The following is a 26091-nucleotide window of genomic DNA, read 5'->3' on the forward strand; positions in this document are numbered from 1 at the left end:
CTCTGGAGCGCTGGCTGTCACGCCTAATTGATGGCTAACAGTCCCTTAACCCTCGACCGCCAAGCAAACCCCACCACCATCAACAACCCCAACCCCGCCATCCCAGCCCCCGCCAGCGAAATTGCCGGATAGCCCCAGCCCGCATTAATCACCACACCGCCCAACGCCGCACCAATCGCATTGCCAAAATTAAACGCCCCGATATTCACCGCTGACGCCAGGTTAGGCGCGTCCTTAGCCGCTTCCATCACCCGCATCTGCAACGGCGGCACCAGGGCAAAACTGGCCACGCCCCATATCAAGATGGCCACCGCCGCCGGCAACGGCCAGCGCATCAGCACGGTGAACGCCAGCAACACCACAATCAGCACGCTCAGCGATACGATCAAGGTGCGATCTATCGAGCGATCCGCAGCCTTGCCGCCCCACAGGTTGCCGAGTGTCAGGCCCACGCCGAACAGCACGAGCATGGCGGTTATGTAAGTGGTGGAGGCGTGGGTTTCGCTGCTGAGGATGGGCGCGATGTAGGTGAAGACGGTGAACATGGCGCCCGAGCCGATGACGGTGAGGGCCAGTGCGCCGAGCACCGGGCCACGGCCCAGTACGCGGATTTCGGCCATCACGCTGACATGTGGCGGCGCCTTGAGGTTGGGCAGGGCGAACCACAGCGCGGCCATGGCGATGACGCCGAGACCGGTAATGCCCCAGAAGGCGGTGCGCCAGCCGAACAGTTCGCCGAACCAGGCGGCCAGTGGTACGCCGCCGATGGTCGCGAGGGTGAGGCCCATAAACATCGCGGCCACCGCGCCGGCGCGTTTCTCCGGGGCGACCACGCTGGCGGCGACCACGGAGCCCACGCCAAAGAACGCGCCGTGGTTCAGTGAGGTCACGACCCTGGCGATCATCAGGCTGTAGTAGTCGGTGGCCAGGGCAGACATCAGGTTGCCCAGGGTGAAAATCGCCATCAGCCCGATCAGCAGGTAGCGCCGGGGGATCTTGCCGGTAGTGAGGGTCATCAGTGGCGCGCCGAGCAGCACGCCCATGGCGTAAGCACTGACCAGCAGGCCGGCGGCGGGAATCGAGACGCCGAGGTCGGCAGCGATGCCCGGCAACATGCCCATGGGGGCGAACTCGGTGACGCCGATGCCGAAGGCACCCATGGCGAGCGCAATGAGAGGTGGATTGATACGCATGGAAAGCTCCTTATCTATGCCGCCAATGCTACGATCCAGCCTTTGAAGGCGGTAGATGGCGTTTTTGCCAATCACCTTTGCGCAAGGGGCACAAATGGACTTCAACGGCAGGTCGGGTGAGATGTTGGTGTTCGCCAGCGTGGCGCAGGAGGGCAGCCTGTCGGCGGCGGCGCGGGCGTTGGGGCTTACGCCGTCGGCGGTCAGCCGGATCATCGCGCGTGCCGAACAGCGCCTTGGCACGCGGCTGCTGTTGCGCACCACCCGCGCGATCACCTTTACCGCCGAGGGCGAGGCGTTCCTGCGCGGTGCCCGGCGTATCCTGGCCGACATGGACGAGGTGGAAGAGGCGATTGCCGACCAGGGCGTGCCAAGGGGCCGGTTGCGGGTCAGTGCCGCCCTGGGCCACGGGCGTATGACGATCGTGCCCTTGGTGGCCGCCTTCAGTGCGCGCTACCCGAACATCGTGGTCGACCTGACCCTGGGCGACGAAGTGGTCGATATCCTCGGCGGCCAGGCCGATGTGGCGATACGTTTTGGCCTTCTGCCCGACAGCCCGCTGACCGCGCGCAGGCTCGGCGAAACCGGCCAGGTGGTGGTGGCCTCGCCCGAGTACCTGCAGCGCCACGGCACCCCGCAGCAACCCGAGGACCTGCTGCGGCACAATTGCCTGCGCTTCAACTTTCGGCGTGCCGAACCCCACTGGCCGTTTATGCGCGACGGCCAGGGGTTTTCCCTCAAGGTCAGCGGCAACATCGAATGCAGCAGTGGTGAAGCGCTGGCACAGCTTGCGCGTGTGGGGGCCGGTATTGCGCGTATCGGCGAGTTCACCGTCAGCGAAGACCTGCGGCGTGGCGAGCTGATACCGCTGCTGCAAGCCTGGAACCCCGGCGACGTTGAGCCGATTCACGCGGTGTTCGTCGGCGGCGCGACGATGCCGGCGCGGGTGCGCTTGTTTGTGGACTTTTTGCTCGAACATCATCAGTTGTAAGCGTCTGCGTGGGGCCACCGTGAGGCGCGGCAATATGAACCGTTCTCGTGCGCATAATCTGTTGCTGCGAAGGCTTGTAACTGCTTGTATCCTTGCCCGCGAATAAGGGCGAATGGCTGCCGCCGGTGCCCAGGTCCACTGTCCGCTGTTATGGAAAACCCTGCTTGCCAAAGGTAGCAATGTGAAGCGTGATACCCACCTGGTTGTGCTTTTGCTGGCTGTTATCGGTTGCTCCCTGGGGTCATTGACGGTCTGGAAGGTATTTGCCTCTCGAGATCGCGCCCTGCAGGAGGTGGACGTCCATGGCCTGAACCTTACCCAGGCGCTGTCGACTTATTCCGAAGGCATCGTGCGCCAAAGCGCGTTGCTGTTGCTCGGGCTGGTCGAGCGTCTGGAAACCGAAGGCAGCGGGCCGGCGCAGATTCAACGGCTGAGTACGTTGATCAACCGCCAGCAGCCGCTGATGCCACAACTCAGTGGTGTCACGATCTACGATCAACAGGGGCACTGGTTGATGTCCTCCAACCGACCGATTCCTGCGGGCGCCAACAGCACTGATCGTGCCTATTTCATCCATCACCGTGACGATCCTTCCCGCGAAATCTTTATCGGCCCGCCGATTGTCAGCCGGTCGAATCAGGAATGGGTGATGACCATCAGCCGGCGTTTCAATGATGCGCAGGGTGGTTTTGCCGGTGTTGTGGCGGTGACCTTAGGCATCGAAAACTTCCTGCGCTTGTTCGGCAAGATCGATGTCGGGCAGGACGGCGCAATTGGCTTGTCGCATACCGACGGTACGTTGCTGGCGCGTTATCCGTTTCGCGAACAGGACATGGGGCGCAACTTTTCCACGTCACCCATCTATGCCAAGTACCTGGTTGATCAGTCGGTCGGCACTGCGTCGTTTACCTCCAGCCTGGACGGCGTGGAGCGGCTCTACGCGTTCCGCCAGAGTGACCGGCTGCCGCTGATCACCACGGTGGCGCTGGGCAAGCGCGAAGCCCTTGCCGCGTGGCGCACCGAGGCACTGTTGTCGGCGGTGGTGGTGGCGGGGCTGCTGGGCCTTACCGGCCTTATCGGCTGGTTTTTGATCCTGGATATCCGTCGGCGCACCGAGGCGGAAGACCAGTTGCGTGAAACTCAGCAGCAGTTGCTCACCTCCAACAGGCAGCTTGAGTTGCTGGCGATGAAGGATGCCCTCACGGGTCTGGCAAACCGTCGCTGCTTTGATGAGAGCCTCGCCAGGGAGGCGCTGCGCACCAAGCGGGAGGGCACGACGCTGGCATTGCTGATGATCGATATCGACTACTTCAAGCGCTTCAACGACGCCTACGGGCATGTGGCAGGGGACGCATGCCTGCAGACGGTGGGCAGAATCTTCGAGGCGTGCGTACGGCGGCCGTCAGACCTGGTGGCGCGCTATGGTGGCGAGGAGATGGGCATCATCATGCCGGACACCGACAGTGACGGCGCCGCCGTGGTGGCCCAGCTGATTCTCGATCGGCTGAAGCAAGCGCACATCGTGCACAGCACCAGCCCGTTCGAGCGACTGACAGCGAGCATCGGCATTGCGACGGCCACAGGGGCTCAGCTGGAGGATTTGCAAGGCTTGGTTGAGGTGGCGGATCAGGCGTTGTACAGCGCCAAGGCGGCGGGGCGTAACCAGTGTGTGACGGGGGCGGGTGATCGAGGGCCCATGTGAGACTTTACGTTACCAGTTATGTAGCCGTTAAAAACCGATCAACCATCACCTGTCTTTTAACGGGTAAATCCCCCGGATTTGCCTGCGATTATGGCCGTCGCAACCGCTTTCCCACCCGCGGTTCAGGATTATGCCTACAGTCACGCGAGACACGCTGTGAGTCCAGCCCAGTTGGGTTTCAAGCGGTTACATCTGCCCCAATGGCCCTGATTGAATGGCTTTATCCGCGCGCTGTAATCTGGAAAACGACCTGTCGGGATCCCATCCGGCGACGGGTTTTCTCCAGCTATCAAAGAGGTGTATCGATGTCTTCAATCAATGGTTTCAGTTCAGGCATAACCTTGCCTCAGTTTGAGGCAAGCAGAACCGTCAATGACACGTTCAAGAAGGCCGCAGACGACGTGGACCCTGGCTTCGACTCAGGTTTCGGCCAGCGTGGCGTTCGCAGCGAGATCGACGCTACCGGCCTGTACAAAAAAGCCGCGCATGGCGCAGGCGAGCTGGACCCTGGCTTCAACACAGGTTTCGGTCAGCGTGGCGCTCGCAGCGAGATCGACGCTTCCGGCCTGTATAAAAAAGCCGGGTATGGCGCAGGCGAGCTGGATTCCGGGTTCAACGCAGGGTTTTCACGCCAGCGTAACTGGGCGTAAGCGCAACCCTGCCCTCATTCGAGGGGAGGGCTGATTCGCCCTTGAAGGTGCCAATGCCGCCGTACCCGCGACGGTATTGGCACCCTGTCAGCATGTGAACTTTTGGCTTAAGCCGAGGGGCGGTATCAAACCCCGCTTACCAGCCTCCCGCCGTCCATCCGGCGCTTGTAAGCGCTGTCCCGACTCGCCAGCCAGAAGTACAACGGCGACGTCACCACCAGCCCCACCACCCAGGACAAATCCGCCCCGTTGATGTGCTCGGAAATCGGCCCCACATACAGCGGCGTGTTCATAAACGGAATCTGCACTGCAATCCCGATCGCATACGCCAGCAGCGCCTGTGGGTTGTACTTGCCGTAGATGCCGCCATCCACGCGGAAGATCGAGGCAATGTCGTACTTGCCTTTGTGAATCGCGTAGAAGTCGATCAGGTTGATTGCCGTCCACGGCACCAGCACCACCAGCAGCACCAGCACCATGTCGACGAAGTGGCCGATAAAGTCTTTGGAGGCGAACACGGCGGCGATGGCGCAGGCGGCCAGCACCAGCGTGGAGATCACCGCACGGCTCTTGGCGGTGGGGATCCAGCGGTAGGCGAAGGTCTGGATCAGGGTAATGATCGACAACACGGCGCCGTAGAGGTTGAGGGCGTTGTGGCTGATCACGCTGAGCAAGAACAGCACCAGCATCAACGGGCCGATGGCGCCGGTGGCGAGTTTTACCGCATCCATGGTGTCCATGCCCACCGGGGTGGCAAGCACGGCGACGGCGCCGAAGATAAAGGCCAGGCTGGAACCGAGCGCCGAGCCGAGGTAGGTGGTCCAGAAGGTCGACGCCACCGGCACGTCGGCCGGCAGGTAGCGGGAGTAGTCCGACACGTAGGGCGCAAAGGCGATCTGCCACAGCGCAGCCAGGGACACAGTCGCCAGCCAGCCAGAGATATTGAAGCTGCCACGGGTCAGAAAATCGGTGGTCTGCACGTGCGTGAAGATGTAGCCGAAGCCCAGCACGATACCGGCGCCGAGCACCCAGGTGCCGATGCGGTTGAGCACGTGGATAAAGCTGTAACCGATGATGCCGATGATGCCGGAGCCGATGGCGCCGATCACGATGCCCACGGGCACGGGCACGCTGTCGACCACGCCATGCAGGGATTTACCCGCCAGCACGATGTTGGAGGCGAAAAAGCCGATGTACATGACGCCGGCGATCACCACCACCAACAGGGCGCCGAGGGAGCCGAACTGCGCCCGGCTCTGGATCATTTGCGGGATGCCCATTTGCGGGCCCTGGGCCGAGTGCAGCGCCATCAGCACGCCGCCGACCAGGTGGCCCACCAGGATGGCGACGATGCCCCATACCAGGTTCAAGTGGAACAATTGCACACCCAGTGCGCCGGTCACGATCGGCAACGGCGCGATGTTGCCGCCGAACCACAGGGTGAACAGGTCTCTTACCTTTCCATGGCGGTCTTCGGGGGGCACGTATCCGATCGTGTGTTTTTCGATAAGCGGGGCGGAGGATGTTGCAGTGGTGACCATGACGAACTCCAAGGCAAGGTGAGTACGTTGACGTACTTCGCTGTGCGCAGCGTGGGCGGCGCTTTGTTGTTGGAGTGATCATCTGCAATGGGCGCGGGGAGGTAAATTAGTAAGTTTGTTGCTATAGACCTTAAAAAATATAGCTCACCGGATTTTTTGCTCCGGTATGTTGCATGGTCTTGAATCAGTGTGAAAAAGCCGATTTTTACGCACTTGTTTGGGGCGAAGTCCCACGTTTCTGGAGGTCCCGATGGCTGCCTATAACCTGCGCCAGCTCAGATATTTTGTCACCACGGCCGAGTGCGGCAGCGTCGCCGAGGCATCGCGCAAGCTGTATATCGCCCAGCCGTCGGTGTCTACCGCGATCAAACAACTGGAAGACAGCTTTGGCGTGCAGCTGTTTATCCGCCATCACGCCCAGGGCGTTTCACTCACCCCCAGCGGCGCGCGCTTTTATCGCAAGGCGCTGGAGTTGCTGCGGGTGGCCCATGAGTTCGAGCAAAACGCCCTGGCCGACAATGACGTGGTGGCGGGGCAGATCGATATCGGTTGCTTTGAGACGGTGGCGCCCTTGTATTTGCCGCGCTTGATCGCGGGGTTCAAGGCGCTGTGGCCTGGGGTGGAAATCCGCATTCGCGACGGCGAGCAGCAAGAACTGGTGCAGGCGCTGACGGCCGGCAGCATTGATGTGGCGATGCTGTTTGAGCACGACCTGGGCGGCACCATCGAAACCACACCGTTGATGCCGCCGCAGCAGCCGTATGCGCTTTTGCCGGCCGATCACCGCTTTGCACAACAGGCCAAGGTGTCGCTGGCGGACCTGGTGCTGGAGCCGATGATTTTGCTGGATGTGCTGCCGAGCCGGACGTACTTCGTGAGCATCTTTGAAGAGCGCGGGTTGACGCCGAATATCGTGTTCAGCTCGCCGTCCATCGAGATGGTACGCGGCATGGTCGGGCGCGGGTTTGGCTTTTCGATTCTGGTGACCAAGCCGTTTACCGAGTACACCTACGACGGGCAAAAAGTGGTGTGTGTGCCGTTGGCGGAAACGGTCACCGGTTCAGGATTATCCGCCGTCTGGTTGCGACGGGCACCGTTGACCAAGCCGGTGCAGCTGTTTGTGGATTACTGCCGCGAAGAACTCGCAAGACTCCTTGGCTGAATACCTTCTGATAAACACTGAAAATCACCTGTACAGATCGTTCCCACGCTCTGCGTGGGCATGCATCCGGTGACGCTCCGCGTCACGCTTGCACTGAGGCTTAAAGACCGGACGCGGAGCGTCCCAGGCGGCATTCCCACGCAGAGCGTGGGAACGATCGTCCACAGGTTGTGCGTTGCCTGGACTGGAACACAGGGCAAAAAATGTGGGAGCTGGCTTGCCTGCGTTAGCGGTGGGCCAGCTAGGAATGGGCCATCTGATACACCGCCATCGCGGGCAAGCCCGGCTCCCACAGTTGAACTGTGGTGTTTGGTGGAGAGCTGGCTCAGGTGCGGATTGAGTCGAGCATGCGCTCCAGCATGGCATCACAACCCGCCAACTGTTCAATACTCACAAACTCATCCGGCTTATGCCCCTGGTCCATGCTCCCCGGCCCGCATACCACCGTGGGAATGCCCACGGCATCAAACAACCCGCCTTCAGTGCCAAACGCCACAGTACCGAAATCCCGCGAGCCACTGAACGCGGCAATCAACTCCGCTGCCTGGCTGCGCTCGTCGGTGACTAAGCCTGGATACGCCGACAACTCGGTAAACCGAATCGCACTCTGTTTACTCACGGCCTGCATACGCGGCAACACCTGTTGCATGGCATAAGCCTGCAGCTCCTCAGCCACTTCACCGGGGTCCATCGACGGCAATGCGCGCACTTCAAAATCAAAGCGGCAGTCGGCCGGCACGATATTCAACGCCTTGCCGCCTGTAATCACGCCGGTTTGTACCGTGCTGAACGGCGGGTCAAACCGCGGGTCCTGCTGCTCGCGCAGGCGCTGGCCAATGCGCCCCAGCTCGCCAATCAACTCGGCGGCATGCTCAATCGCATTCACCCCATACGGCGCATACGCCGAGTGGCAGGCCTCGCCATGCACATCGCAACGCATCGCCAGCTTGCCCTTGTGGCCGAGCACCGGTTTCAGCTCGGTCGGCTCGCCGATAATGCACAGCATCGGTTTGACCGGCCGCTGCTCCAGCACTGCGAGCAGCGAGCGTACGCCCAGGCAGCCGACTTCTTCGTCGTAAGACAGGGCGATATGCACCGGGATACGCAAGTTGGCTTTCACTAAAGCAGGCACCAACGCCAGCACACAGGCGATATAACCCTTCATATCCGCCGTGCCGCGGCCAAACAGCTTGCCGTCGCGCTCGGTCAGCGCAAACGGCGGCACAGTCCACGGTTGGCCGTCCACCGGCACCACGTCGGTGTGCCCCGACAGCACAATGCCCGGCAATTGCACCGGGCCAATGCTGGCGAACAGGTTGGCCTTGCTGCGTTCCTCGTTATAGACCAACTCGCAAGCCACGCCGAAGCCTGCGAGGTAATCGCGCACAAATTCGATCAGCAGCAGGTTGGACTCGCGGCTGGTGGTATCGAACCCCACCAGCGTCTGCAGCAGTTCGCGGCTGCGGCTCATCGGTCGTCTCCGGCCACGCCGTAGCCCGGTGATCGGTCGGGGGCGAGGGCGCGGTCGATGTAGTCCTGCACTTGCGGGCGGTAGGCGTCCCAGAGCTTTTGCAGCTCGGCGATGGGCTGTTCATCGGCCCAGTCCACGCGCAGGTTGATGATCGGCCAGGTCAGTTCGCCCACCACCACCAGTGCAGCGGAATGCACCGGCCCGGCTTCACCACCGGCGTTGATGGCGGCGTGCATCGCCGCCAGCAATCGATCGGCGAGCTGGCCTTCGCCGTGTTCGAAGGCGTGCACCATCGCCTCGATAACCGCGCGGTCGGCAAGCATATTGCCCGCCGCCACACACTGTTCGCCCGACACGGCATGGTGGGTGCCAAGGGTTTCGCTGCCGCTGAAATGCACGCTGCGGCCCAGATGATCAATCGCCGTCAGTTGCCGGTATTGGCTGTAGCCGTTGCTCGTCAGGGCCTTGTCGACGGCGGCCGCAGGGTCGAGGCCTTGTTCCAGCAGGTCGAGCACGTCGGGGCCGAGGGCCGGCAACGTGATGTTCTGGGTCGACACTGCGCCCACACCGGGCCGCAGCCATGGGCAGCGGGCGCCCACGGCGATGCTCGAGGAACTGATGGCGATGCCGAGCTGGCCGGTGTCCGCGCAACGGGCGACGATTGAAAAGGTCATGGGCAGCTCCTTATTCGGGGATCACGGCAATCACATCAATTTCCATCAGCCACTGTGGCTGGCCCAGGGCCGACACCACCAGCCCGGTGGAGATCGGGAACACGCCCTTGAGCCACTTGCCGACTTCCTGGTACACCGGCTCACGGTAGCGCGGGTCGATCAAGTAGGTGGTGGTTTTTACAATATGGCTCAGGTCGGAACCGGCCTCTTCGAGCAGTTGCTTGACGTTTTTCATCGCTTGCTCGGCCTGGGCGCGGGGGTCGCCAAGGCCAATCAGGTTGCCGTCGAAATCGGTGCCCACCTGGCCGCGCACATACACGGTGTTACCGGCACGTACGGCCTGGCACAGGTCGTTGTCGAGGCTCTGGTTAGGGTAGGTTTCCTTGGTGTTGAACATGCGGATGCGAGTGTGAGTAGGCATCAAAAAAACTCCGAAAAAAAGTGCTCAGGCAATGACAGGCGATGGGTGCGCAACCGGTGCAGGTTCGCGGTATTCAAGGTATTGGCGCTGGATGGCGATGTGGTCGGCCACGTATTTGGCGTCATGCCATACGCCCCAGATAAACGACGAGCCTCGGCGCGATTGCCACGGCAAACCGAGGAAGTAGATGCCCGACTCGCTGGCCACACCGCGCTGATGCTGCGGCTTGCCGGCGGCGTCAAACGCATCGACTTTCAGCCAGCTGTAATCCACGGCAAACCCCGTGGCCCAGATAATCGAAGTGATACCGGCTTTGGCCAGGTCCAGTTCCAGGATCGGGTTTTTGATGCACTCGGCATCCGGGAATACGCGGCGCGCTTCGGGTTCCAGCGGCAGGTCGAGGCCGTTGCGCTCGATGTATGCGTCCGCCGCATCCAGCAAGGCCAGGTAGTTCTCGTCGCCACGGGCCAGGTTTTCAACCAGGTTGGCTTGGAAGCGCGCGACGTTGCCGTCGAAGGCTTGGGTGAGGCCGACCAGGGTCATGCCTTGCTGGGCCAGCTCACGAAAATCGATGGTCTTGCCGCCGTGGGCGCCGCTCACGGCAATGGTCACGTGCTCGCGACCGGGCTTCATCGCCGCCTGGTCCCACTCGCCCAACACGCCCAGCCACCAGCAGAAATCCCGATTGCGATAGGCACGTGGCGGGCGGTCGTGGGCGCCGACCGACAGGTATACCTGGCGCCCGGAACGCTGCAGCTCATCGGCAATTTGCACGCCGGATGAACCGGCGCCCACCACCAGCACGGCGCCGGCGGGCAGTTGTGCGGGGTTGCGGTAGTCGGCGGAGTGGATCTGGTGCAGCGCGCTGTCTTTGGGCGCGATGGCCGGAATCACCGGCTTCTGGAACGGCCCGGTGGCGGCGACCACACGGTTGGCTTCGATCACGCCTTCGCTGGTGTGCACGGTAAAGCCTGGGCGGCCGACGTTGCGCACCACAGAGGTCACGTCCACGCCGGTGCGGATCGGCGCGTTGAACTTGCGGGCATAGGCTTCGAAGTAATCGGCCACGCGTTCTTTTGGCGCAAAACCGTCGGGGGCTACATCATTAAATTCCAGGCCAGGAAAGCGGTCATGCCAGGCCGGGCCATTGGCGACCAGCGAATCCCAGCGCCCGGTGCGCCAGCGCTCGGCAATACGGCTGCGCTCCAGCACCAGGTGCGGCACGCCTTGCTTGCTCAGGTGCTCGCTCATGGCCACACCGGCCTGACCGGCTCCCACTACCAGCGTGTCTGTTTTTGTTATGGCTTGAGTCATGTGTCTGTCCTTGCGTAATGCAGTTGGATTCAGCTTGGGCATGGCTTCAAGGCTAGGGGGAGGGCGATTTTTAATAAAATATTATTAAGCTTTGGAGTGAGCATAAATATCGGATGCAAGCTCACAGCGGCGACCCGTACACGCTGCTGCAAAGCCCCTGGTTTGCACTGCGACAGCTGAAGCGTGATCCGCTCGTGTATTCATGGGTGCACGGCGGGTACTGATGCAGGCAAACTTGTGCGCAACTCAGAGGGTTTTATCACCATGGTCAACCTCCGCGTCATGCAGGCTGGCGACTACGACGCCGTACTCGAACTGATGCAAAACACCCCCGGCATTTCCCTGCGCGAGGCCGACTCCCGCGAGGCCACCGAGCGCTACCTGGCGCGCAACCCGCAGATGAGTTTTGTTGCCGAAGCGCAAGGCCGCGTGATCGCCTGCGTGATGTGCGGCCATGATGGCCGGCGCGGCTACCTGCAACACCTGCTGGTGCTGCCGGACTACCGCCGCCAGGGCATCGCCCAAGCGTTGGTCGAGCGCTGCCTCACTGCGCTGGAGCAACTGGGCATCCACAAATGCCACCTCGACGTGTTCAAGACCAACACCCATGCCGCCGCGTATTGGCAAGGGCAGGGGTGGACATTACGCACGGATATCGACCGTTATTCCTTCACCCGCCCAGGCCATGAAAACGCCTAGAACTCCCCGGAATACTTGACCGCCGCCGCCGCGCGTGAGGGCACTTTCAAGCTGCGCAGCAGCGACGACACATGGATGCGCACAGTGAACGGCGAGATCGCCAGGGCCTTGGCGATTTCCTTGTTGGTCTTGCCTTGGGCGATCAGGCGCAGCACTTCCTGCTGGCGCGCGGTGAGGGTGTGGGTGCTCAGTGGCAGCAGGCCGGAGGGAGAAAACTTGACCAGCACTTCGCCTTCGCGAATCGCCAACAGGGCCTGGCCGATTTCATCGGGGTTGATGTTCTTGCCGATAAAACCATCGGCGCCCAGGGCCATGACCTGATCGATCAGCGCCGGGTCATCGACCATCGACACCACGATCAAGGTGGTGCGCCGCAGTTGCTGGCGCAGGTCGGCCAGTTGGCTCATGCAGGTAAGGCCCGGGAAGCGCAGGTCGAGGATCAGCGTGTCGATGTCGCCACCTTCGCGGATCAGCGCCTGCACCGCGTCGAGGTCGCCGGCCTCATATACCACGGCCTCGGGCAACAGGCGCTGCACGGTGCGCAGCATGCCTTCGCGAAACATCGGGTGGTCGTCGGCTATGATGATTCGGCCGGTCATGGCGTGCTCCTTCCTGGGGCATGGGTGTGCGTTGGCATGCTACTTTAGCCTCTGGCGCGTAAAGGATAGACCGAATGCCGCACAAGGACGTCATCCATGAGTCATGAGACCAATTCCGAACTCGACCAGGCCAACCTGCGCATCGTGGTGGCCGCCATCGCCATTGTCTACATCGGCGCGCTGGGCTTTTTGCCGGGCCAGTCGGTCGACACCTACTTGCCGGTGATCCTGTATATCGTCGCGTTCCTGCTGGTCTCCATTGCGTTGCGCCAGGTGATCGCGCGCTGGCCCGGGCATTACCCGGCGCGACGGATTTTCGGCATGCTCCACGACTACACCGGCACCTCGTTCGGACTGGTGGTGGGCGGCGAACCGGCGTTGCCACTGTATGCGGTGATGGTGTGGGTCAACCTGGGCAACGGCATGCGCTACGGTTCGCGCTACCTGGCGATTGCCACCGGCCTGGCCTTGCTCGCGCTGCTGATCGTGTACCGGCTGACGCCACTGTGGCAGGCGCAGCCGTTCATGGTGCTGATGCTGATGATCACCAGCACGGTGATCCCGGTATACGCGCATATTTTGCTTGAGCGCACGCGCAAGGCTTCCGAAGAAGCCATCGCCGCCAACCTGGAAAAATCGCGCTTTTTGGCTCAGGCCAGCCACGACCTGCGCCAGCCCATTCACTCCATCGGCCTGTTCACCGCCTGTTTGCGTGAAGCGCAGCTGGGCGAGGCTGAGCAGCGCTTGGTGGACAATATCGACCGCTCGCTGCTCAACGTGTCGCAGCTGTTCCGTTCGATTCTCGACCTTTACACCCTCGACAACGGCAGGCTGTTGCCCAAGTACCAGGTGATTCACCTGGGCGAATTCCTCGCCGACCTGGTGCGCCAACACGCCGAGGCGGCGCACTGGGCCGGGGTGGAACTGCGCCTGCGCCCGTGTGCGCATTGGGTGCAGGTCGACCCCGCGATGCTGGCGACGATGGTGCAGAACCTGCTCTCCAATTGCTTTAAATACGGCGCACAGCGGCCGGTGCTGATCGGCGTGCGCGTGCGCGACGGCAGCTTGTCGGTGGAGGTGCATGACGAGGGGCGCGGTATTGCCGAGGAGCATCAGGTAAAGGTCTTTGAAGAGTTTTATCGGGTCCGCCAACTGCGGGACAAGGACGTCGAAGGCGTGGGCCTGGGGCTGTCCATCGTCAAGCGCCTGGGACAATTGATGGGGGTGCAGGTGAGCCTGCGATCACGGGTGGGCCATGGCACCTGCGTGAGCCTGCATGGCCTGGCATTGGCGACGGCGCCACGCCAACCGGCTGCGCGCGACGACGCGCGCCAGGCCGGCCTGCTGACGGGTTTGAAAGTCTGCCTGGTGGAAGATGACCACAACGTGCTGCTGGCCACCCAGGCCTTGCTGGAGCGCTGGGGCTGCGAGGTGCAGGCCGAATCCAGCGGGCAGGGCCTGGCCAGCGACTGCGACATCATCGTCGCCGACTACGACCTGGGCAACCACGCTACCGGCATCGAATGCATCGACGCCCTGCGCGAGCAACGCGGCTGGGCGGTGCCGGCGCTGATCCTCACCGGCCACGACGTGGAGAAAATCCAGGCGGCCTTGCACGACCGCCAGATCGCGATTCTCTCCAAACCGGTGCGGCCTGCAGAACTGCGCGGCACGCTGCGTGACCTCAGCCAATCGGGGGTTACTGGTTAAACGGCGTCAAGCCATTGCCCCGCGCGCCCTTGGGCTGGCAGTAGGCGGCAGGCTTCATCAGGCCAAAGCTGGCCACGGCAAACATGCCACCGCTGGCACCGCTGGGCACTGAGCAGTTGTAATCGCCGGAGGCGGCGCTGGCGATGTAGTAGGTGGTCATGGAGTCGCTGCGTACATTGGAGATACGCTTGACCGGTTCACCGAGGTTGGTTTCCGACAGCGTCTTGAGATGGTCTTCGCTGGGCTTGACGTTGCTGCAACCGGCGACACCGATGATCAGGGCGCCGAGCAGGGTGAGACGGGTAACGGGGGCATGCAGGTTCATGATGCTTCTTCCTTGGGATTATTAGGTTTTTCCAACGCGCAATGCACCCTCACGCAACAGGTGTGCGGTGCCGGGGGAACGTTGGAAGTGCCGGGGAATATAGCGCCGCCGGGTAAAGGGGTCGATTAGCACAAGTGTGCTAATGGCACGGTGAGGTCATGAACGGAGACAGCAATGCTAGAGATAAAACGCGCCATCCCAGCGGACGCCCAGACGGCGTTCGACATTCGCCTGTTGGCCATCCGCAGCCAATGCATCGGCGCCTACACCGCCGAGCAAATGGCGCTGTGGACACGCGGCAAAGCTGAAGACGGCTACGACACACTGATGGACAAGCCGTTTTACCTGGGCTGGGTGAACGGTGAGCCCGTTGTGACCGGAATGCTCGACCTCGACAACAATGAAATGGGTGCGTTGTTTGTGCTGCCTGAGTTCGCCGGGCGTGGGTATGGCAAGGCGATGCTTGACCACCTGGAAAAACTCGCGCGGGAACTGGCGATTGAAGAGGTCGTGCTGGACTCGACGTTGAATGCGGCGAGCTTCTACCGGGCCTGCGGGTATGTGGGTGAGGAGCAGGCGGTGTATCACTCGCCGTCGGGGTTGGCGTTGGCGTGTATTCCAATGGTAAAACGGCTTTGACCCTTGCCACAGTTGAGCTTTGTCGCTGGTGGAATTTGCGCATGCCGCGATGGCCCTGCGAACTGAGATCTAACCAATACAGCTGATCCCCTGTGGGAGCTGTCGAGCTTTAGCGAGGCTGCGAAAGCGGTGGGTCAGACAACTTATGTTTCGCCTKTGCCGCCGCCTTCGCAGCCTCGCYGGGGCTCGACAGCTCCCACATTGGAGCTTTGTCGCTGGGGGGAWTTGTGTATGGCGCGATGGCCCTGCGGACTGAGATCTAACCAACACAGCTGATCCCCTGTGGGAGCTGTCGAGCTTTAGCGAGGCTGCGAAAGCGGTGGGTCAGACAACTTATGTTTCGCCTGTGCCGCCGCCTTCGCAGCCTCGCTGGGGCTCGACAGCTCCCACAKKGGATCTTTGTYGCTGGGGGGATTTGTGTATGGCGCGATGGCCCTGCGAACTGAGATCTAACCAAYAMAGCWGATCCCCTGTGGGAGCTGTCGAGCTTTAGCGAGGCTGCGAAAGCGGTGGGTCAGACAACTTATGTTTCGCCAGTGCCGCCGCCTTCGCAGCCTCGCCGGGGCTCGACAGCTCCCACATTTGAATTGCTTCGCTGGCGGGATTTGTGCCTGCCGCAATGGCCCTGCGAACTGAGATCTAACCAACACAACCGATTCCCTGTGGGAGCTGTCGAGCTTTAGCGAGGCTGCGAAAGCGGTGGGTCAGGCAACTTATGTATCGCCCGTGCCGCCGCCTTCGCAGCCTCGCCGGCGCCGAAGGCTGTGCGCAGTGTTTGAACAACCTGTTCCACGGTGGGACCTTGGATGGCCGGCGGCGTGGGGCTTTCGCCAAATTCGCGCCATACGAACAGCGTCAGCTCAGCCCCATCGGTCAGCCCTTGTTCCTTTGAGCCAAAACCTTGCAGCACCCGATACCGCGCATCCCGCCAAAACGCCTGCTCCACCCAGTCATACACCGGGATGAAGTGAAAGTGCAGCGGGAAGCCGGGCATGTGTCCGTAGCGGCTGATATACAGCCACTTCGGCCGCAGCTGCGTCTCCATCACCTGTTGGGTTTTGGCGAGCAGGCCACCCAGCTCGGCTAGCGCGGCCTCGGGCATAGCAGCCAGGGAGTCGATCGGCGCTTTGGCGCCCAGCATCAGGTAGCCCGGCAGCTTTGACGCCAGATGATGGTTGAGCAACCAGTGTTCGGTTTCATGAAGGATGAGCGCGGGGTCGATCTGCATAAACACTGTCCTTGTGGGCAAGGCGGGCAGGGTAACAAGCCCTTCAGCCCTTGCGATACACCCCACCCAACTCCCGCGCCAGCCCAATAAAATTCTGCAACGGTGCCGACGGATTAAACGTGCGCCGCACCAGCGTAATCGGCGCCAGCAGCTTGGGCCTTGCGTCTTTGATTTGGCAATACACCACGCTGTCACGGTGCACATCGCGCATCGACGCGGGCACCACGGAGATGCCTTCACCGGCCGCCACCAGGCTGACGTTGGTCAGCATGCGTTCCACTTCAAAGGCAATCCTGGGTTCGAAACCGGCGTTCTGGCAGGCGGTGATCAGGTTGGCGTACATGCCCGGCGCGCCGGGGCGGCGTACCAGAATAAAGCGTTCGTCCTTGAGGGCGGCAAGGGGGATGGCGCTGCCGGCGGCGTCCAGCAATGGGTGGCCGGTGGGCAGGGTCAGCAGCATTTCTTCGTTGAGCAGGCGGTGGAAGGCCAGGCTTTGATGGGTGCTGACCGGGGCGCGCAGGATGCCGACGTCGATGCGTTTTTCGATGGCGTCCTCGGTCAATTCCCGGGCGCTGCCTTCATTGATCGAAAGCTCTACCGCCGGGTAGCGCTCGCGGTAGGCGCGGATGATGCGCGGGATCAGCGCGTGGGCGGCGGCCGAACTGGTGAAGCCGATGGCCAGGGTGCCTTCGATGCCCTGGGCCACGCGGGAGGCCTTGAGCGCGCCATGCTCGACGCGGGCCAGAATGGCTTGGGCTTCTTCAAGAAACACCCGGCCACCGGCCGTCAGGTCCACGCCCTTGGGGTGGCGCTTGAACAGGTCGAACCCCAGTTCCTGTTCCAGGGCGCGAATCTGCTGGCTCAGGGGTGGTTGTTGCATGTTCAGACGTGCGGCGGCGCGGGTGAAATGTCGTTCTTCGGCCACCATGATGAAATAGCGTAAATGGCGTAGTTCCATGGTGGCCTATCCCGTGACAAGACGCAGTGGTGGGTGGCCGCAAGCGGCCCGGCCGTCAATATGCCCAAAGCCTGTGGCCACCACAATCCGTTCAGCGTTTGCTGTCGGCCAGCTTGTCGAAGGCCTGGTCGAGACGGGTTTCGGCGCCTTTGAGCTTTTCACGCCGCTCCTTGAGCCACTGCTGATCAGCCTGCAGCGTCTTGCGCGCCTCCACCAGCATGCGCTTGACCTCTTGCGGCTGCGGGCCGCCGGTGCCCTTGCGGGTCTGCACCATGTTGGTGGGCGACAGCGCCGCTCTAAAACCTGCCTCATCGAGCGGCAGGGTATTGGGCGTCCATTTGTACTTGTCCGCCGCCTGGCTATACAGCTTCTGCGCGTCGGCATAGGCGAAGGTCTTCGGCGTGGTGCCGTTGCTGCGCGCTTGGGTGACGATCAGCGAGGCAAAGCTGTGGCCGATGCGGAACGGTACTTTGTACTGGCGCTCCAGCGTGTCGGCCAGTTCCATCGAGGTGGTCCATTCCGACTCCAGTTCTTCGAGCGCGCGCTGCGGGTTGATCTGCAGCGCGTCGAGCACCGCGTCCAGGCTGTGGAACATTTCCTGGGTCGAGCGGAACACGCCCAGCGAGTCGAAGGCGAACTTGTAGTCGGTCATGCCGGTGGTGACGTTGTGGGCGCGCAAGGTCACGGCCTGGGCCAGCCCCACCACGTCCGAGGCACTCTCACGCGCGCGCATCAGCAAGCCCGGGTTGCGCTTTTGCGGCATGGCGCTGCTGGTGTAGGTGGCTTCTTCATCGAGCAGCAACCAGGGGCGGATCTGATGGTACTGGGTGTGGATATCGCCAATCATCGCGCCCACACGGATGGCGGACGAAGACGCCATATTGGCCGCTTCGATGGGAATGTCATAGGTCGAGACCTGGCTGGAATCCAGCGAGTTTTCGCGCACGCCATCAAAGCCCAGCAGCTCGGCCAGACGCTCGCGGTTCAGCGGGTACGCCGAGTTCGCCAGCACGGCGGTGCCCATCGGGCTTTGGTTCAAGCGTGTGTACAGCTCGCGGATGCGCTGGCCGTCGCGGTCGAAGGCGGCTTCAAAGGCCAGCAGGTAATGCGCATAGCTGATGGGCATGGCCTGCACGCCGTTGGTGTAGGCGGGCACCAGGGTGTCGACGTTTTTGTCGGCGATGTTCAGCAGGCGCTGGCGCGTGGCGTTGAGCGCTTCGCTGTAGGCCAGCACCTGGCTGCGCAGGGCGGCCAGGCGGTAGGTGGCGAGCATGTCCTGGCGGCTGCGGCCGGAGTGGATCAACGAGGCTTCGGGACCGATCTTGTCGGTCATGATTTTTTCCAGTTGCAGCACATCGCTGGGGCGCGTGCCGCCGGGCTGGTCGGCCTGGGCGATGGCGTAGCGCACACCGCCGGCGATCTTCTGGCCCATTTCGGGTTTGACGATGCCTTCTTCGGTGAGCATCACGATCGAGGCTTTGTTGATGCGGTTGAGCCAGGCGAACTGGGTCTGGGTGGGGTCGCCCTTGGCTTTGTGCTCGGTTTGCGAGCTGTCGGGCGTGGCGCCAACCTTGGCCGCCTGGGCCGCGCATTGTTCGGTGGTGGTGCAGGGCAGCTCGCCGGTGTTGGCGGCATAGGCGCTGAGGCTGTGGAACAGGGCGAAGGTCACGGCGAGGGAAAGCAGGCTTTTCACCGCACGTTGGGGGGATGTGTTGTTCACGGGGACACCTGATTTATTGTTGGAATTATGGGCCGTCGTTGCGGCGCAATCAGGCTAGCGGGTGTGCGGGTAGATTGAAAATATATAGAAAGTGTTGATGGCAGAGGTTTTGGATATGGTCTTTGGGGACGGTTGATTGTGGTTGTGGTGAGCAGGCTTGTTGTGGCGAGCAGGCTTGCCCTGCGTTGGGCTGCGCAGCGGCCCCAATAGGGCCACCGTTGTTTTTCAGGAAGAATGCGGCGTCTGGTTTTAGGGCCGCTTCGCGCCCCAGCGCAGGGCAAGCCTGCTCGCCACAACAAGCAGGCTTGCCACAACAATCCTGCTTGCAGCCTCTTGCTAGCCACAACAAGTCGGGCTCTCCTCACAGGCGGTTTAGTGCATCTTGCTGTGGTCCATGTCACCCATGTCGTTCAGCGCGCGGGCCGGGGCTTCTACTTGAATCGTCTGCTTCTCGCCCTTGGCGTTTTCCACGGTCAGGGTCAGCGGCACCACGTCGCCTTGTTTGATCTGGCCGGTGAGGCCCATGAGCATCACGTGGTAGCCCTCCGGGTCGAGCTTGACCGCTTTGCCGGCAGGCAGGGCCACTGAATCCACTGGGCCCATGCGCATCACGTCGTCCTTCATGCTCATCTCATGAATCTGCACGTCCTTGGCCACAGGCGAGGCCACGCTGAGCAGTTTGCTGTCGCTGTCGGCGCTGACGGTCATGAATGCGCCGCTGGAGGTCTGGCCCGCCACGGTTGCGCGTACCCACGCGTCGCTGACCTGTACCTGGGCGCTGGCGTGCGCCGCGAGGCCCAGCAGGGTGAGGCCGAATGTCAGGCGCTTGAGGGTTTGAACGGCAGTCATTAGCAGACCTCCATGACGGTGAGCAGGTCTTCTGCACACTCTTTAGCGGTAAGGGATGCCGACAGGCCCAGGCGCAGGTTGCCACGGGTGTCGAACACGAAACTGGTGGAGGTGTGAGACAGGGTGTAGGTGTCTCCGGCCGGGATCTTTTCATAAAAGATGCCGAACTCCTTGGCGGCCACGGCGATTTCTTCCGGGGTGCCGTACAACGCTTCGAAGCTGGGGTCGAAGGCCTTGACGTAGCGGTCGAGCAATTCGGGTGTGTCGCGCTCGGGGTCGAGGGTGATAAACACCACCTGCATGATCTTGCCATCGCGGCCCATCAGCTTCTTGGCCTGGGCGGCGCGGGCCAGGGTGGTGGGGCACACGGCCGGGCATTGGGTGAAGCCGAAGAACACCACCGGCATCAGGCCACGGTACGAGCTGAGGGTGACGGTTTCGCCGTCGGTGTTCTTGAGCTTGAAGGTGCGGCCCATGATCTTGTCACTGAGGTCCTTGCCGTACTTGAAGTTCAGCTTGGGGCTGTAGTCACAGCCGCCCAGCAGGCTGCCCAGGCCCAGCAGGCCCATACCGGTCAGCACTTTGCGGCGGGTGAATAACGTACTCATCAACTGTGCATCCTGTGAAACGCCTGCATTGCTCTGGATCGACAGTTCAGGCTTTGAAAAGGAGTAATGATGCGGGCGCACAGTCTACCAACCCCGGCCAGCCCACGTAATCTGCGACGTTCTGCCACAGGGGCGCGTGGCGCTTCATCCTTTTGCGGCTTCGGTGGTAGAGTCGCCGCCATGAAATTGAGCCACCCCGACCGTTCACTGATCGCCTGGGCCCTGTACTTCTGCGTGCTGATGAACCTGTTCGTCTGCGGTTTGGGGCATGGGCAGATGATGGGCCTGCAGCTCAATGGTATCGGCGGGGCGTTCTGTTCGGTGGACGGCAGCCAGGCACCGCTTTCCGACAAAGGGTTGGGAAACACGGCCTCCAGCAACATCTCGAACTACTTTGCCTGCCCGGTGTGCGCGGCCGTGACCGTGGCCATTGTGTTTATGATCGGCCTGGCCTGGCTGCTCGGCCTTGGGCAAACCCCACGCCCGGCCCATGAACGGCGCAACAAAGCGCCACCCCGCTATTCCTGGCCGTCGGCCAACCCGCGCGCTTCCCCCACTTTCTGACGTGTGCCTTGGGCTTCCTGTGATCAGGAGGCGTTCTATCGTCACGACTGTGAGTGCGTTTCATGAACCCACCATTGCCAGCAGGCGCCAGCCGCCTGGTCAGCAAGGCATCCCGGCGTTTGCGCGCCGAACCCTTGCGCCCTGAATACCCGAGCAATTCGCGTTGTTTTGTGCACCTGGATGCACGCCTGCTGCCGTATTGGCACACCTTGTTCGATATCTGCCCGGCGCTGCTCAAGCTCGACCCGCCGGAGGGCCTGAACCTGTTTCGCAGCTTCATGACCTGGGCCTATCGCAACCAGGTCGCCCAGGATTGGACCTACCACCTGAATGTGTGCCGCTGGCTGTTGGCGTCTTCGTATCGGGCGCGCATCGATGAGGAACCGATCGAGGCCTTTATGGCGGCCGCGGCGGCACGTTGGATCAGTGCCGATGAAAGCCAGGCCCAGGGCGTGGTCCTGGCCTGGCGAAACGCCAGGGTGTTCGACTGGAAGGGCAACGCCTTGGCGGGCGTTGAGCATCAGCTACTGCCGGACCCGGCAGGCGACTTTGCCTGGTGCCCGCTGGCCAAAAACGGTTTCAGTGGCTGGTTGCCGGTGCCGTAAGACCCTAAGAGCGTCCCAAAATCTCGTAGGAAACGGCCTGATGTTTCGTACGGGCATCCTCATCAATTCTATTTTTTTGCCGAGAATGCCATCTTCACGGTCTATGTAATGCACAGACTAACAAGAGGCTGAGATGACGAAAACTTCTGATGAGATGCCCCATTCCTTCTGCGCGAGCGAGCGCTACGACCCGGTCAGCCGGGCCTTGCATTGGCTGATGGCAATCGTGTTTGCCTGGAGTTATTGCTCGGCGGTTGTGCACTTCCTGTCCTCCGATTCCGCGCTGGACAAGTGGCTATGGCCGTATCACAAATCGGCGGGCCTGCTGTTGCTGGTACTGCTGATACTGCGAGCCGGCTGGAACCTGCTGAACCGGCACCACCGCCCGCCGAGCGTGAACCGTGCGGCGGCTGTCGGGCATGCTGTGCTGTATGTGCTGATGTTCCTGATCCCCTTTATCGGGCTGGTACGCCAGTACGGCTCCGGTCGTGAGTTTTTGGCGTTTGGCATGCCGATAATGGCGGGTTTCGAAGGCGAGAAAATCCAGTTGATGATTGACCTGGGGCGCAACTTTCATAGCTTGCTGGGCTGGACAATGCTGGTGTTGATTGTGGGGCATATCGGCATGGTGATCGTGCATTACCTGTGCGGTAACCCACAGGTGTTGCGACGCATGACGGGAGGCACCCGCCGGTTATGGCGCTAGATCAGCGGCCTTTTTTGGGGGCTTTTTTCTGGGGTTTCTTCTCGCCTTGCTGCTTTGTTGACGAGCCGCTGGAGGAGGTCTTTTCCTTCGGCGGCGTCTCAGCTTTTTTGCTGCTGTCCGACGGGGTGCCGGGGTAGGTGCCCGGAGGCAGGGCCGAGCCGGGTATGGCATCGCCAAAGGCTGCGTAGGCGGGTGTTGCCAACCATCCGGTCAGGCAAATGACTAACATGATCTTGCAGGAAATACCGGTCTTCATGACGAGAATCCTTTTCCATGCTTCACCTGTCAAAAGCGTCCCTTCCTGTGAATCCAAAGGGAGGCATTAATTGGGAGTGCAGGGCCTCAACCAAAGTTTGGATTTTTTTCGCCGCCACGACGAAAGGCCATGCACCGATAATTTTAATGAACCCTCACGCCGATCCCTTGACCTAATGCATACGACCTCAGGAGGTGATGCATGCAAATAGACTATATCTGGATCGTGCTGGCGGTGATTTTGCTGGTGTTGGAACTGTGGGCGATCAACATCGTGTTGCGTAGCACCGGCGGCTGGGAGACCAAGGGGTTGTGGTTGATCATTCTGATTTTTGTGCCGCTGTTCGGGCTGATTGCCTGGGCCATGTTCGGGCCAAAACGTGAGATGGCCCAGCACCGTAAATAAATGGCACCATAAATAAATAGCACCGTAAACACTGAACACAAGCCACACAGCAAACAGGCGCCCCCGGGCGCCTGTTTGCGTTCAAGCCTGCCCGTTAACCTGCGACTGCCTTGGCAATCGCCTCGTTGAATGCCGGCAAGTCATCCGGTGTGCGCGAGGTGATCAAGGTCCAGCCATTGGCCTTGCACTCCTTGACCTGGGCATCCACCACGCCTGCAGCGCCGGCGTTTTCCAGGTCGATGCGCACGCTCTTGTACGCGGTAAGCGTCTTGCCCTTGATCACGCCGGCATCGATCAGCGTCCATGGCCCGTGGCAGATGGCGGCGACGGTTTTGCCGGCCTTGACGAAGTCGTTGATCAGCTTCAGCGCAGCCGCGTCCTGGCGCAGGGTGTCGGCATTCACGGTGCCACCGGGAATCACCAGCGCGTCGAAGTTGCTGCTCACCACCTGCGACAGCTTGACCTCGGATTCCACGGTCTGGTCCTTCTCGGTGTCGCCGACGAACGTCTGCACGGTGCCGCCTTCGCTGGAGCCATGCGTCACCGTCGCGCCATAGCCACGCAGTGCTTGCAGAGGCTTGAGCAGCTCGTCGCGCTCGATGCCGGTGTTGGAGGTGATGATGAGGATGTTCTTGCCGTTGAGTTGTGAGCTCATGGTCGAGTCTCTCCTGCTGGATGGATTAATCATGCTGTGTGGGAGAGTGGATCGAGCGTGGGCGGCAAAGGTTTAAATTAATTTGGACTTTTTTCGTGGGTGGTTTTCGACAAAGCCCGGCCTGCAAAAATCCTGAACTATCCAAAAGCGCCGGCCTCTGCTGCATAGGTGCCCGCTGCTTTTTGCGGGCGTTCAATAGCCAGGAGATTGACCATGACCGACCCCAAGACTGTCGACAAAACCCCGGAACCCATCAGCTCCGAAGACGCCCAGAAAGGCCGTCAACAACCTGCCAAGGGGCAGACGCTGGAACAGCCCAACCCGAAGACCAAAACCGTGGACAAGGTGCTCACGCCCACCTCGATCAAGGATACCGAACGCCAGACTGACGCCATCAACGAGCAGGCCGCCAAGGCCGAGCGCAAGCTGGGCCACTGAGCATGGCCCGGTCGATCACGGCGTCTGAACTGGGGATTGAACTGGCGCCCGACGATGACGCCAGCCTGTTCAAATGGTTTATCGCCAGCTTCCTGATGGGCAAGCGTATTCAGGCGCCCATCGCGGCGCAGGCTTACAAGGTGATCGTGGAGGAAGAGGGCCGCGACACTGCACGCAAGTTGCAACATTGCACGTCGCGTGAACTGGTTTCGATGCTCGGGCGTGCCCATTACGTGCGTTACGACGAAAGCACGGCGCAGCGTCTGCTCGACCTCAGCGCCAAGTTGAATGCCGAGTACGCGGGCAAGATCAGCCATATCCGCAGCGCCAGCCCTGACCGCCAGGCATTCGAAAAACGCCTGGCCGAGTTCGACGGCGTGGGCCCCAAGACCGTTGAAATTTTCATGCGTGACGCAGCCAAGGTCCTGTTTTGATGGCGCCGCTCTACGTGGGCTGTGCCGGCTGGAGTTTGCCGCGCGCACACTGGCCGGACTTTGCGGGCGAGGGCACGCATTTACAGCGCTATGCATCGCGTTTCAACGCGGTGGAAATCAACAGCTCCTTCTACCGGCCGCACCAGCCCAACACCTACACGCGCTGGGCGCAGTCGGTGCCGCCGGCGTTTCGGTTTTCGGTCAAGGCGCCCAAGCTCATCACCCATGAACTGCGCTTGCAGCACTGCGAGACGGCCCTGGACGAGTTCCTTGAGCAGTGCTTGCACCTGGGTGAACAACTCGGTTGCCTGCTGATTCAATTGCCGCCTTCGCTGCGTTATGAACCCAGCGTGGCGTTGGCTTTTTTCAGCGCATTGCGCCAGCGTTTTGCCGGTGCGGTGGTGCTTGAACCACGGCATGCCAGTTGGCTTGAGGCGCAGGCATTGCTGGTGGACCTGCAGATAGGCCGCGTCACCGCCGACCCAGCGGTGCTCGATGCCGGCGCAGGTTGGCAGGGCGTGCAGTACTGGCGCCTGCATGGCTCGCCGCGTATCTACCACAGCGCCTATGGCCCGCAACGGTTGCAGGCGCTGGCGGAACAGCTGCGTCAATGTGCCGAATCCGGCATACCTGCCTGGTGCATCTTCGACAACACCGCCAGCGGCCACGCCGTGACCGATGGTTTGTTGCTACTCGACCTCTACTCGCAGCACTTCCAAGCCTAGCTGCTCATACGCCTCGACATTGGGCACATGCCACTCGGTAATCAGCGTATGAATGCGGTTACACGGCGCCACCACAAAGGGCTCCACTGCGCCGAGCTTGTCCGCCAGGGTCACCGCCACCACGTGGGAGGCGCTGTCGAGCAAGGCTTGCTTGACCGCCACTTCATCGAAATGCAGCGAGCTGATGCCCACTTGCGGGTGCAGCGCGCACACGCCGGTAAACAGCAAATCGGCCTTGATGCTCTGGATCAGGCGCACGGCCTCCTGGCCGCTGGTGGACAAGGTGGCAGGGTTGAGTTGGCCGCCGGCGAGAATCACCTTGACCTCGGGATGATCGGCCAAGGCGATGGCGATCATCGGCGATGGGGTGACGACGGTCAGGCGGATCGAACGCGGCAAGGACTGGGCGATCTGCAGCGTGGTCGAGCCGGAATCGAACAGCACGATCTGGCCGTCCTGCACCCGGTCGGCGGCCAGTCGGGCAAGGTGACGCTTGATCTCGTTGGTTTCGCCGACGCGGGTGAAAAAATCCTTGCCGGTGTCTTTGGGTCGGGGCAGGGCGCCGCCGTGCACGCGTTGCAGCAGGCCGGCGGCGGCGAGTTCGCCGAGGTCACGGCGGATGGTGTCCTGGGACACGGCAAAGTGTTCGACCAATTCCGATGCAGTGACTTTGCCGTCGCGTTCCAGCAGCAGCAAAATCTTCTGTTTGCGCAATGAGGGCAAGTCAATGGCTTGATGGGTGTTATGCATGTTTGTGCGTCTTTTTGCGGTTTTGTGCGAGATTAGTCGCCCGCCACTGCAAACGCAATGGCTGGCTGCCAAGCCGATGGGCGGTTACTCTCCAGGCTCAGT

At 61.7% G+C, this 26091-nt stretch carries 30 protein-coding genes; 14 read left to right on the forward strand and 16 right to left on the reverse strand.

Annotated elements, in window-relative coordinates; genetic code table 11:
* Positions 1-23: 23 nt before the first annotated feature.
* On the reverse strand, positions 24-1193 hold the full coding sequence (locus tag ASE80_RS14580; RefSeq protein WP_056859540.1) for an MFS transporter: 1170 nt from the start codon (positions 1191-1193) through the stop codon (positions 24-26).
* 94 nt (positions 1194-1287) lie between these two features.
* Between ASE80_RS14580 and ASE80_RS14585 the strand changes: the two genes are divergently transcribed.
* From ASE80_RS14585 to ASE80_RS14595, 3 genes are all read left to right on the forward strand, one after another.
* The gene (locus tag ASE80_RS14585; protein WP_177336523.1) at positions 1288-2181 is read left to right on the forward strand and encodes a LysR family transcriptional regulator; all 894 of its coding nucleotides are present in this window, start codon (positions 1288-1290) and stop codon (positions 2179-2181) included.
* Between the two features lie 181 nt (positions 2182-2362).
* Positions 2363-3883 carry a sensor domain-containing diguanylate cyclase gene (locus tag ASE80_RS14590; protein WP_056859570.1) on the forward strand — a complete coding sequence of 507 codons (1521 nt, stop codon included), beginning with the start codon at positions 2363-2365 and terminating at the stop codon, positions 3881-3883.
* Positions 3884-4188: 305 nt separating this feature from the next.
* A complete protein-coding gene (locus ASE80_RS14595; RefSeq protein WP_056859541.1) occupies positions 4189-4533 on the forward strand; it encodes a hypothetical protein in 345 nt (114 codons plus the stop codon).
* Positions 4534-4658: 125 nt separating this feature from the next.
* On the opposite strand, the gene ASE80_RS14600 is transcribed toward ASE80_RS14595, so the two are convergent.
* Entirely contained in the window at positions 4659-6074 is a 1416-nt protein-coding gene (locus ASE80_RS14600; protein WP_056859542.1) for a purine-cytosine permease family protein, read from the reverse strand.
* 250 nt (positions 6075-6324) lie between these two features.
* Between ASE80_RS14600 and ASE80_RS14605 the strand changes: the two genes are divergently transcribed.
* The gene (locus ASE80_RS14605; RefSeq protein WP_010171799.1) at positions 6325-7236 is read left to right on the forward strand and encodes a LysR substrate-binding domain-containing protein; all 912 of its coding nucleotides are present in this window, start codon (positions 6325-6327) and stop codon (positions 7234-7236) included.
* A gap of 325 nt (positions 7237-7561) precedes the next feature.
* Here the strand turns inward: ASE80_RS14605 and argE are convergent, their stop codons facing one another.
* The 4 genes from argE to ASE80_RS14625 are packed head-to-tail and all read right to left on the reverse strand — an operon-like array spanning position 7562 to position 11158.
* A complete protein-coding gene (gene argE, locus ASE80_RS14610) occupies positions 7562-8707 on the reverse strand; it encodes an acetylornithine deacetylase (protein WP_056859543.1) in 1146 nt (381 codons plus the stop codon).
* Complete coding sequence (locus ASE80_RS14615) at positions 8704-9381, reverse strand: DUF1028 domain-containing protein (RefSeq protein ID WP_056859544.1); 678 nt, start codon at positions 9379-9381, stop codon at positions 8704-8706. The genes argE and ASE80_RS14615 overlap by 4 nt, the downstream gene beginning before the upstream one ends.
* A gap of 10 nt (positions 9382-9391) precedes the next feature.
* On the reverse strand, positions 9392-9802 hold the full coding sequence (locus ASE80_RS14620) for a RidA family protein (protein ID WP_003207327.1): 411 nt from the start codon (positions 9800-9802) through the stop codon (positions 9392-9394).
* A 24-nt stretch (positions 9803-9826) separates the two neighbouring features.
* Complete coding sequence (locus tag ASE80_RS14625; RefSeq protein ID WP_371920506.1) at positions 9827-11158, reverse strand: flavin-containing monooxygenase; 1332 nt, start codon at positions 11156-11158, stop codon at positions 9827-9829.
* A gap of 222 nt (positions 11159-11380) precedes the next feature.
* Here ASE80_RS14625 and ASE80_RS14630 point away from each other — a divergent pair, with 222 nt between their 5' ends.
* Positions 11381-11815, forward strand: coding sequence for a GNAT family N-acetyltransferase (locus tag ASE80_RS14630; RefSeq protein ID WP_056859571.1), 435 nt, complete (start codon positions 11381-11383; stop codon positions 11813-11815).
* Here ASE80_RS14630 and ASE80_RS14635 read toward each other — a convergent pair.
* Positions 11812-12414, reverse strand: coding sequence for a response regulator transcription factor (locus ASE80_RS14635; protein ID WP_056859546.1), 603 nt, complete (start codon positions 12412-12414; stop codon positions 11812-11814). The two genes, ASE80_RS14630 and ASE80_RS14635, sit on opposite strands and share 4 nt — an antisense overlap.
* 96 nt (positions 12415-12510) lie before the next feature.
* Here ASE80_RS14635 and ASE80_RS14640 point away from each other — a divergent pair, with 96 nt between their 5' ends.
* Positions 12511-14124, forward strand: coding sequence for an ATP-binding response regulator (locus ASE80_RS14640; RefSeq protein ID WP_056859547.1), 1614 nt, complete (start codon positions 12511-12513; stop codon positions 14122-14124).
* Here ASE80_RS14640 and ASE80_RS14645 read toward each other — a convergent pair.
* On the reverse strand, positions 14114-14449 hold the full coding sequence (locus tag ASE80_RS14645; RefSeq protein WP_017134555.1) for a hypothetical protein: 336 nt from the start codon (positions 14447-14449) through the stop codon (positions 14114-14116). The genes ASE80_RS14640 and ASE80_RS14645 overlap by 11 nt on opposite strands.
* A gap of 174 nt (positions 14450-14623) precedes the next feature.
* Here ASE80_RS14645 and ASE80_RS14650 point away from each other — a divergent pair, with 174 nt between their 5' ends.
* Entirely contained in the window at positions 14624-15088 is a 465-nt protein-coding gene (locus ASE80_RS14650) for a GNAT family N-acetyltransferase (protein ID WP_056859548.1), read from the forward strand.
* Positions 15089-15767: 679 nt separating this feature from the next.
* On the opposite strand, the gene ASE80_RS14655 is transcribed toward ASE80_RS14650, so the two are convergent.
* From ASE80_RS14655 to ASE80_RS14675, 5 genes are all read right to left on the reverse strand, one after another.
* The gene (locus ASE80_RS14655; protein WP_236708833.1) at positions 15768-16316 is read right to left on the reverse strand and encodes an HIT family protein; all 549 of its coding nucleotides are present in this window, start codon (positions 16314-16316) and stop codon (positions 15768-15770) included.
* 43 nt (positions 16317-16359) lie between these two features.
* A complete protein-coding gene (locus tag ASE80_RS14660) occupies positions 16360-17274 on the reverse strand; it encodes a LysR substrate-binding domain-containing protein (RefSeq protein WP_056859549.1) in 915 nt (304 codons plus the stop codon).
* 91 nt (positions 17275-17365) lie between these two features.
* Positions 17366-18994, reverse strand: a complete 1629-nt coding sequence (locus ASE80_RS14665) for an argininosuccinate lyase (RefSeq protein WP_236708834.1) — start codon at positions 18992-18994, stop codon at positions 17366-17368.
* A gap of 372 nt (positions 18995-19366) precedes the next feature.
* Complete coding sequence (locus ASE80_RS14670) at positions 19367-19843, reverse strand: copper chaperone PCu(A)C (protein ID WP_056859550.1); 477 nt, start codon at positions 19841-19843, stop codon at positions 19367-19369.
* Positions 19843-20451, reverse strand: a complete 609-nt coding sequence (locus ASE80_RS14675; protein ID WP_017134494.1) for an SCO family protein — start codon at positions 20449-20451, stop codon at positions 19843-19845. The genes ASE80_RS14670 and ASE80_RS14675 overlap by 1 nt, the downstream gene beginning before the upstream one ends.
* 180 nt (positions 20452-20631) lie before the next feature.
* Between ASE80_RS14675 and ASE80_RS14680 the strand changes: the two genes are divergently transcribed.
* The 3 genes from ASE80_RS14680 (at position 20632) to ASE80_RS14690 (ending at position 22326) form a co-directional block, all read left to right on the forward strand.
* The gene (locus tag ASE80_RS14680; protein ID WP_056859551.1) at positions 20632-21015 is read left to right on the forward strand and encodes a DUF2946 domain-containing protein; all 384 of its coding nucleotides are present in this window, start codon (positions 20632-20634) and stop codon (positions 21013-21015) included.
* A gap of 62 nt (positions 21016-21077) precedes the next feature.
* Positions 21078-21620: a putative natural product biosynthesis protein gene (locus ASE80_RS14685; protein ID WP_056859552.1), complete on the forward strand. Its 543-nt coding sequence runs from the start codon at positions 21078-21080 to the stop codon at positions 21618-21620.
* A 133-nt stretch (positions 21621-21753) separates the two neighbouring features.
* Positions 21754-22326 (forward strand): cytochrome b, encoded by a 573-nt coding sequence (locus tag ASE80_RS14690; RefSeq protein ID WP_056859553.1) that lies wholly within the window; start codon positions 21754-21756, stop codon positions 22324-22326.
* A gap of 1 nt (position 22327) precedes the next feature.
* Here the strand turns inward: ASE80_RS14690 and ASE80_RS14695 are convergent, their stop codons facing one another.
* Entirely contained in the window at positions 22328-22582 is a 255-nt protein-coding gene (locus ASE80_RS14695; protein WP_056859554.1) for a hypothetical protein, read from the reverse strand.
* Positions 22583-22783: 201 nt separating this feature from the next.
* On the opposite strand from ASE80_RS14695, the gene ASE80_RS14700 reads away from it, so the two are divergent.
* The gene (locus ASE80_RS14700; RefSeq protein ID WP_056859555.1) at positions 22784-22987 is read left to right on the forward strand and encodes a hypothetical protein; all 204 of its coding nucleotides are present in this window, start codon (positions 22784-22786) and stop codon (positions 22985-22987) included.
* 94 nt (positions 22988-23081) lie between these two features.
* Here the strand turns inward: ASE80_RS14700 and ASE80_RS14705 are convergent, their stop codons facing one another.
* On the reverse strand, positions 23082-23642 hold the full coding sequence (locus tag ASE80_RS14705) for a type 1 glutamine amidotransferase domain-containing protein (RefSeq protein ID WP_056859556.1): 561 nt from the start codon (positions 23640-23642) through the stop codon (positions 23082-23084).
* 213 nt (positions 23643-23855) lie between these two features.
* Between ASE80_RS14705 and ASE80_RS14710 the strand changes: the two genes are divergently transcribed.
* The 3 genes from ASE80_RS14710 to ASE80_RS14720 are packed head-to-tail and all read left to right on the forward strand — an operon-like array spanning position 23856 to position 25239.
* Entirely contained in the window at positions 23856-24080 is a 225-nt protein-coding gene (locus tag ASE80_RS14710) for a hypothetical protein (protein WP_056859557.1), read from the forward strand.
* Positions 24081-24082: 2 nt separating this feature from the next.
* Entirely contained in the window at positions 24083-24514 is a 432-nt protein-coding gene (locus ASE80_RS14715) for a hypothetical protein (protein ID WP_056859558.1), read from the forward strand.
* Positions 24514-25239 carry a DUF72 domain-containing protein gene (locus tag ASE80_RS14720; protein ID WP_056859559.1) on the forward strand — a complete coding sequence of 242 codons (726 nt, stop codon included), beginning with the start codon at positions 24514-24516 and terminating at the stop codon, positions 25237-25239. The genes ASE80_RS14715 and ASE80_RS14720 overlap by 1 nt, the downstream gene beginning before the upstream one ends.
* On the opposite strand, the gene ASE80_RS14725 is transcribed toward ASE80_RS14720, so the two are convergent.
* Positions 25204-25989, reverse strand: coding sequence for a DeoR/GlpR family DNA-binding transcription regulator (locus ASE80_RS14725; protein ID WP_056859560.1), 786 nt, complete (start codon positions 25987-25989; stop codon positions 25204-25206). The two genes, ASE80_RS14720 and ASE80_RS14725, sit on opposite strands and share 36 nt — an antisense overlap.
* Between the last annotated feature and the right edge of the window lie 102 nt (positions 25990-26091).

The organism is Pseudomonas sp. Leaf15 (genome assembly GCF_001421425.1).
Lineage (GTDB): Bacteria > Pseudomonadota > Gammaproteobacteria > Pseudomonadales > Pseudomonadaceae > Aquipseudomonas > Aquipseudomonas salomonii.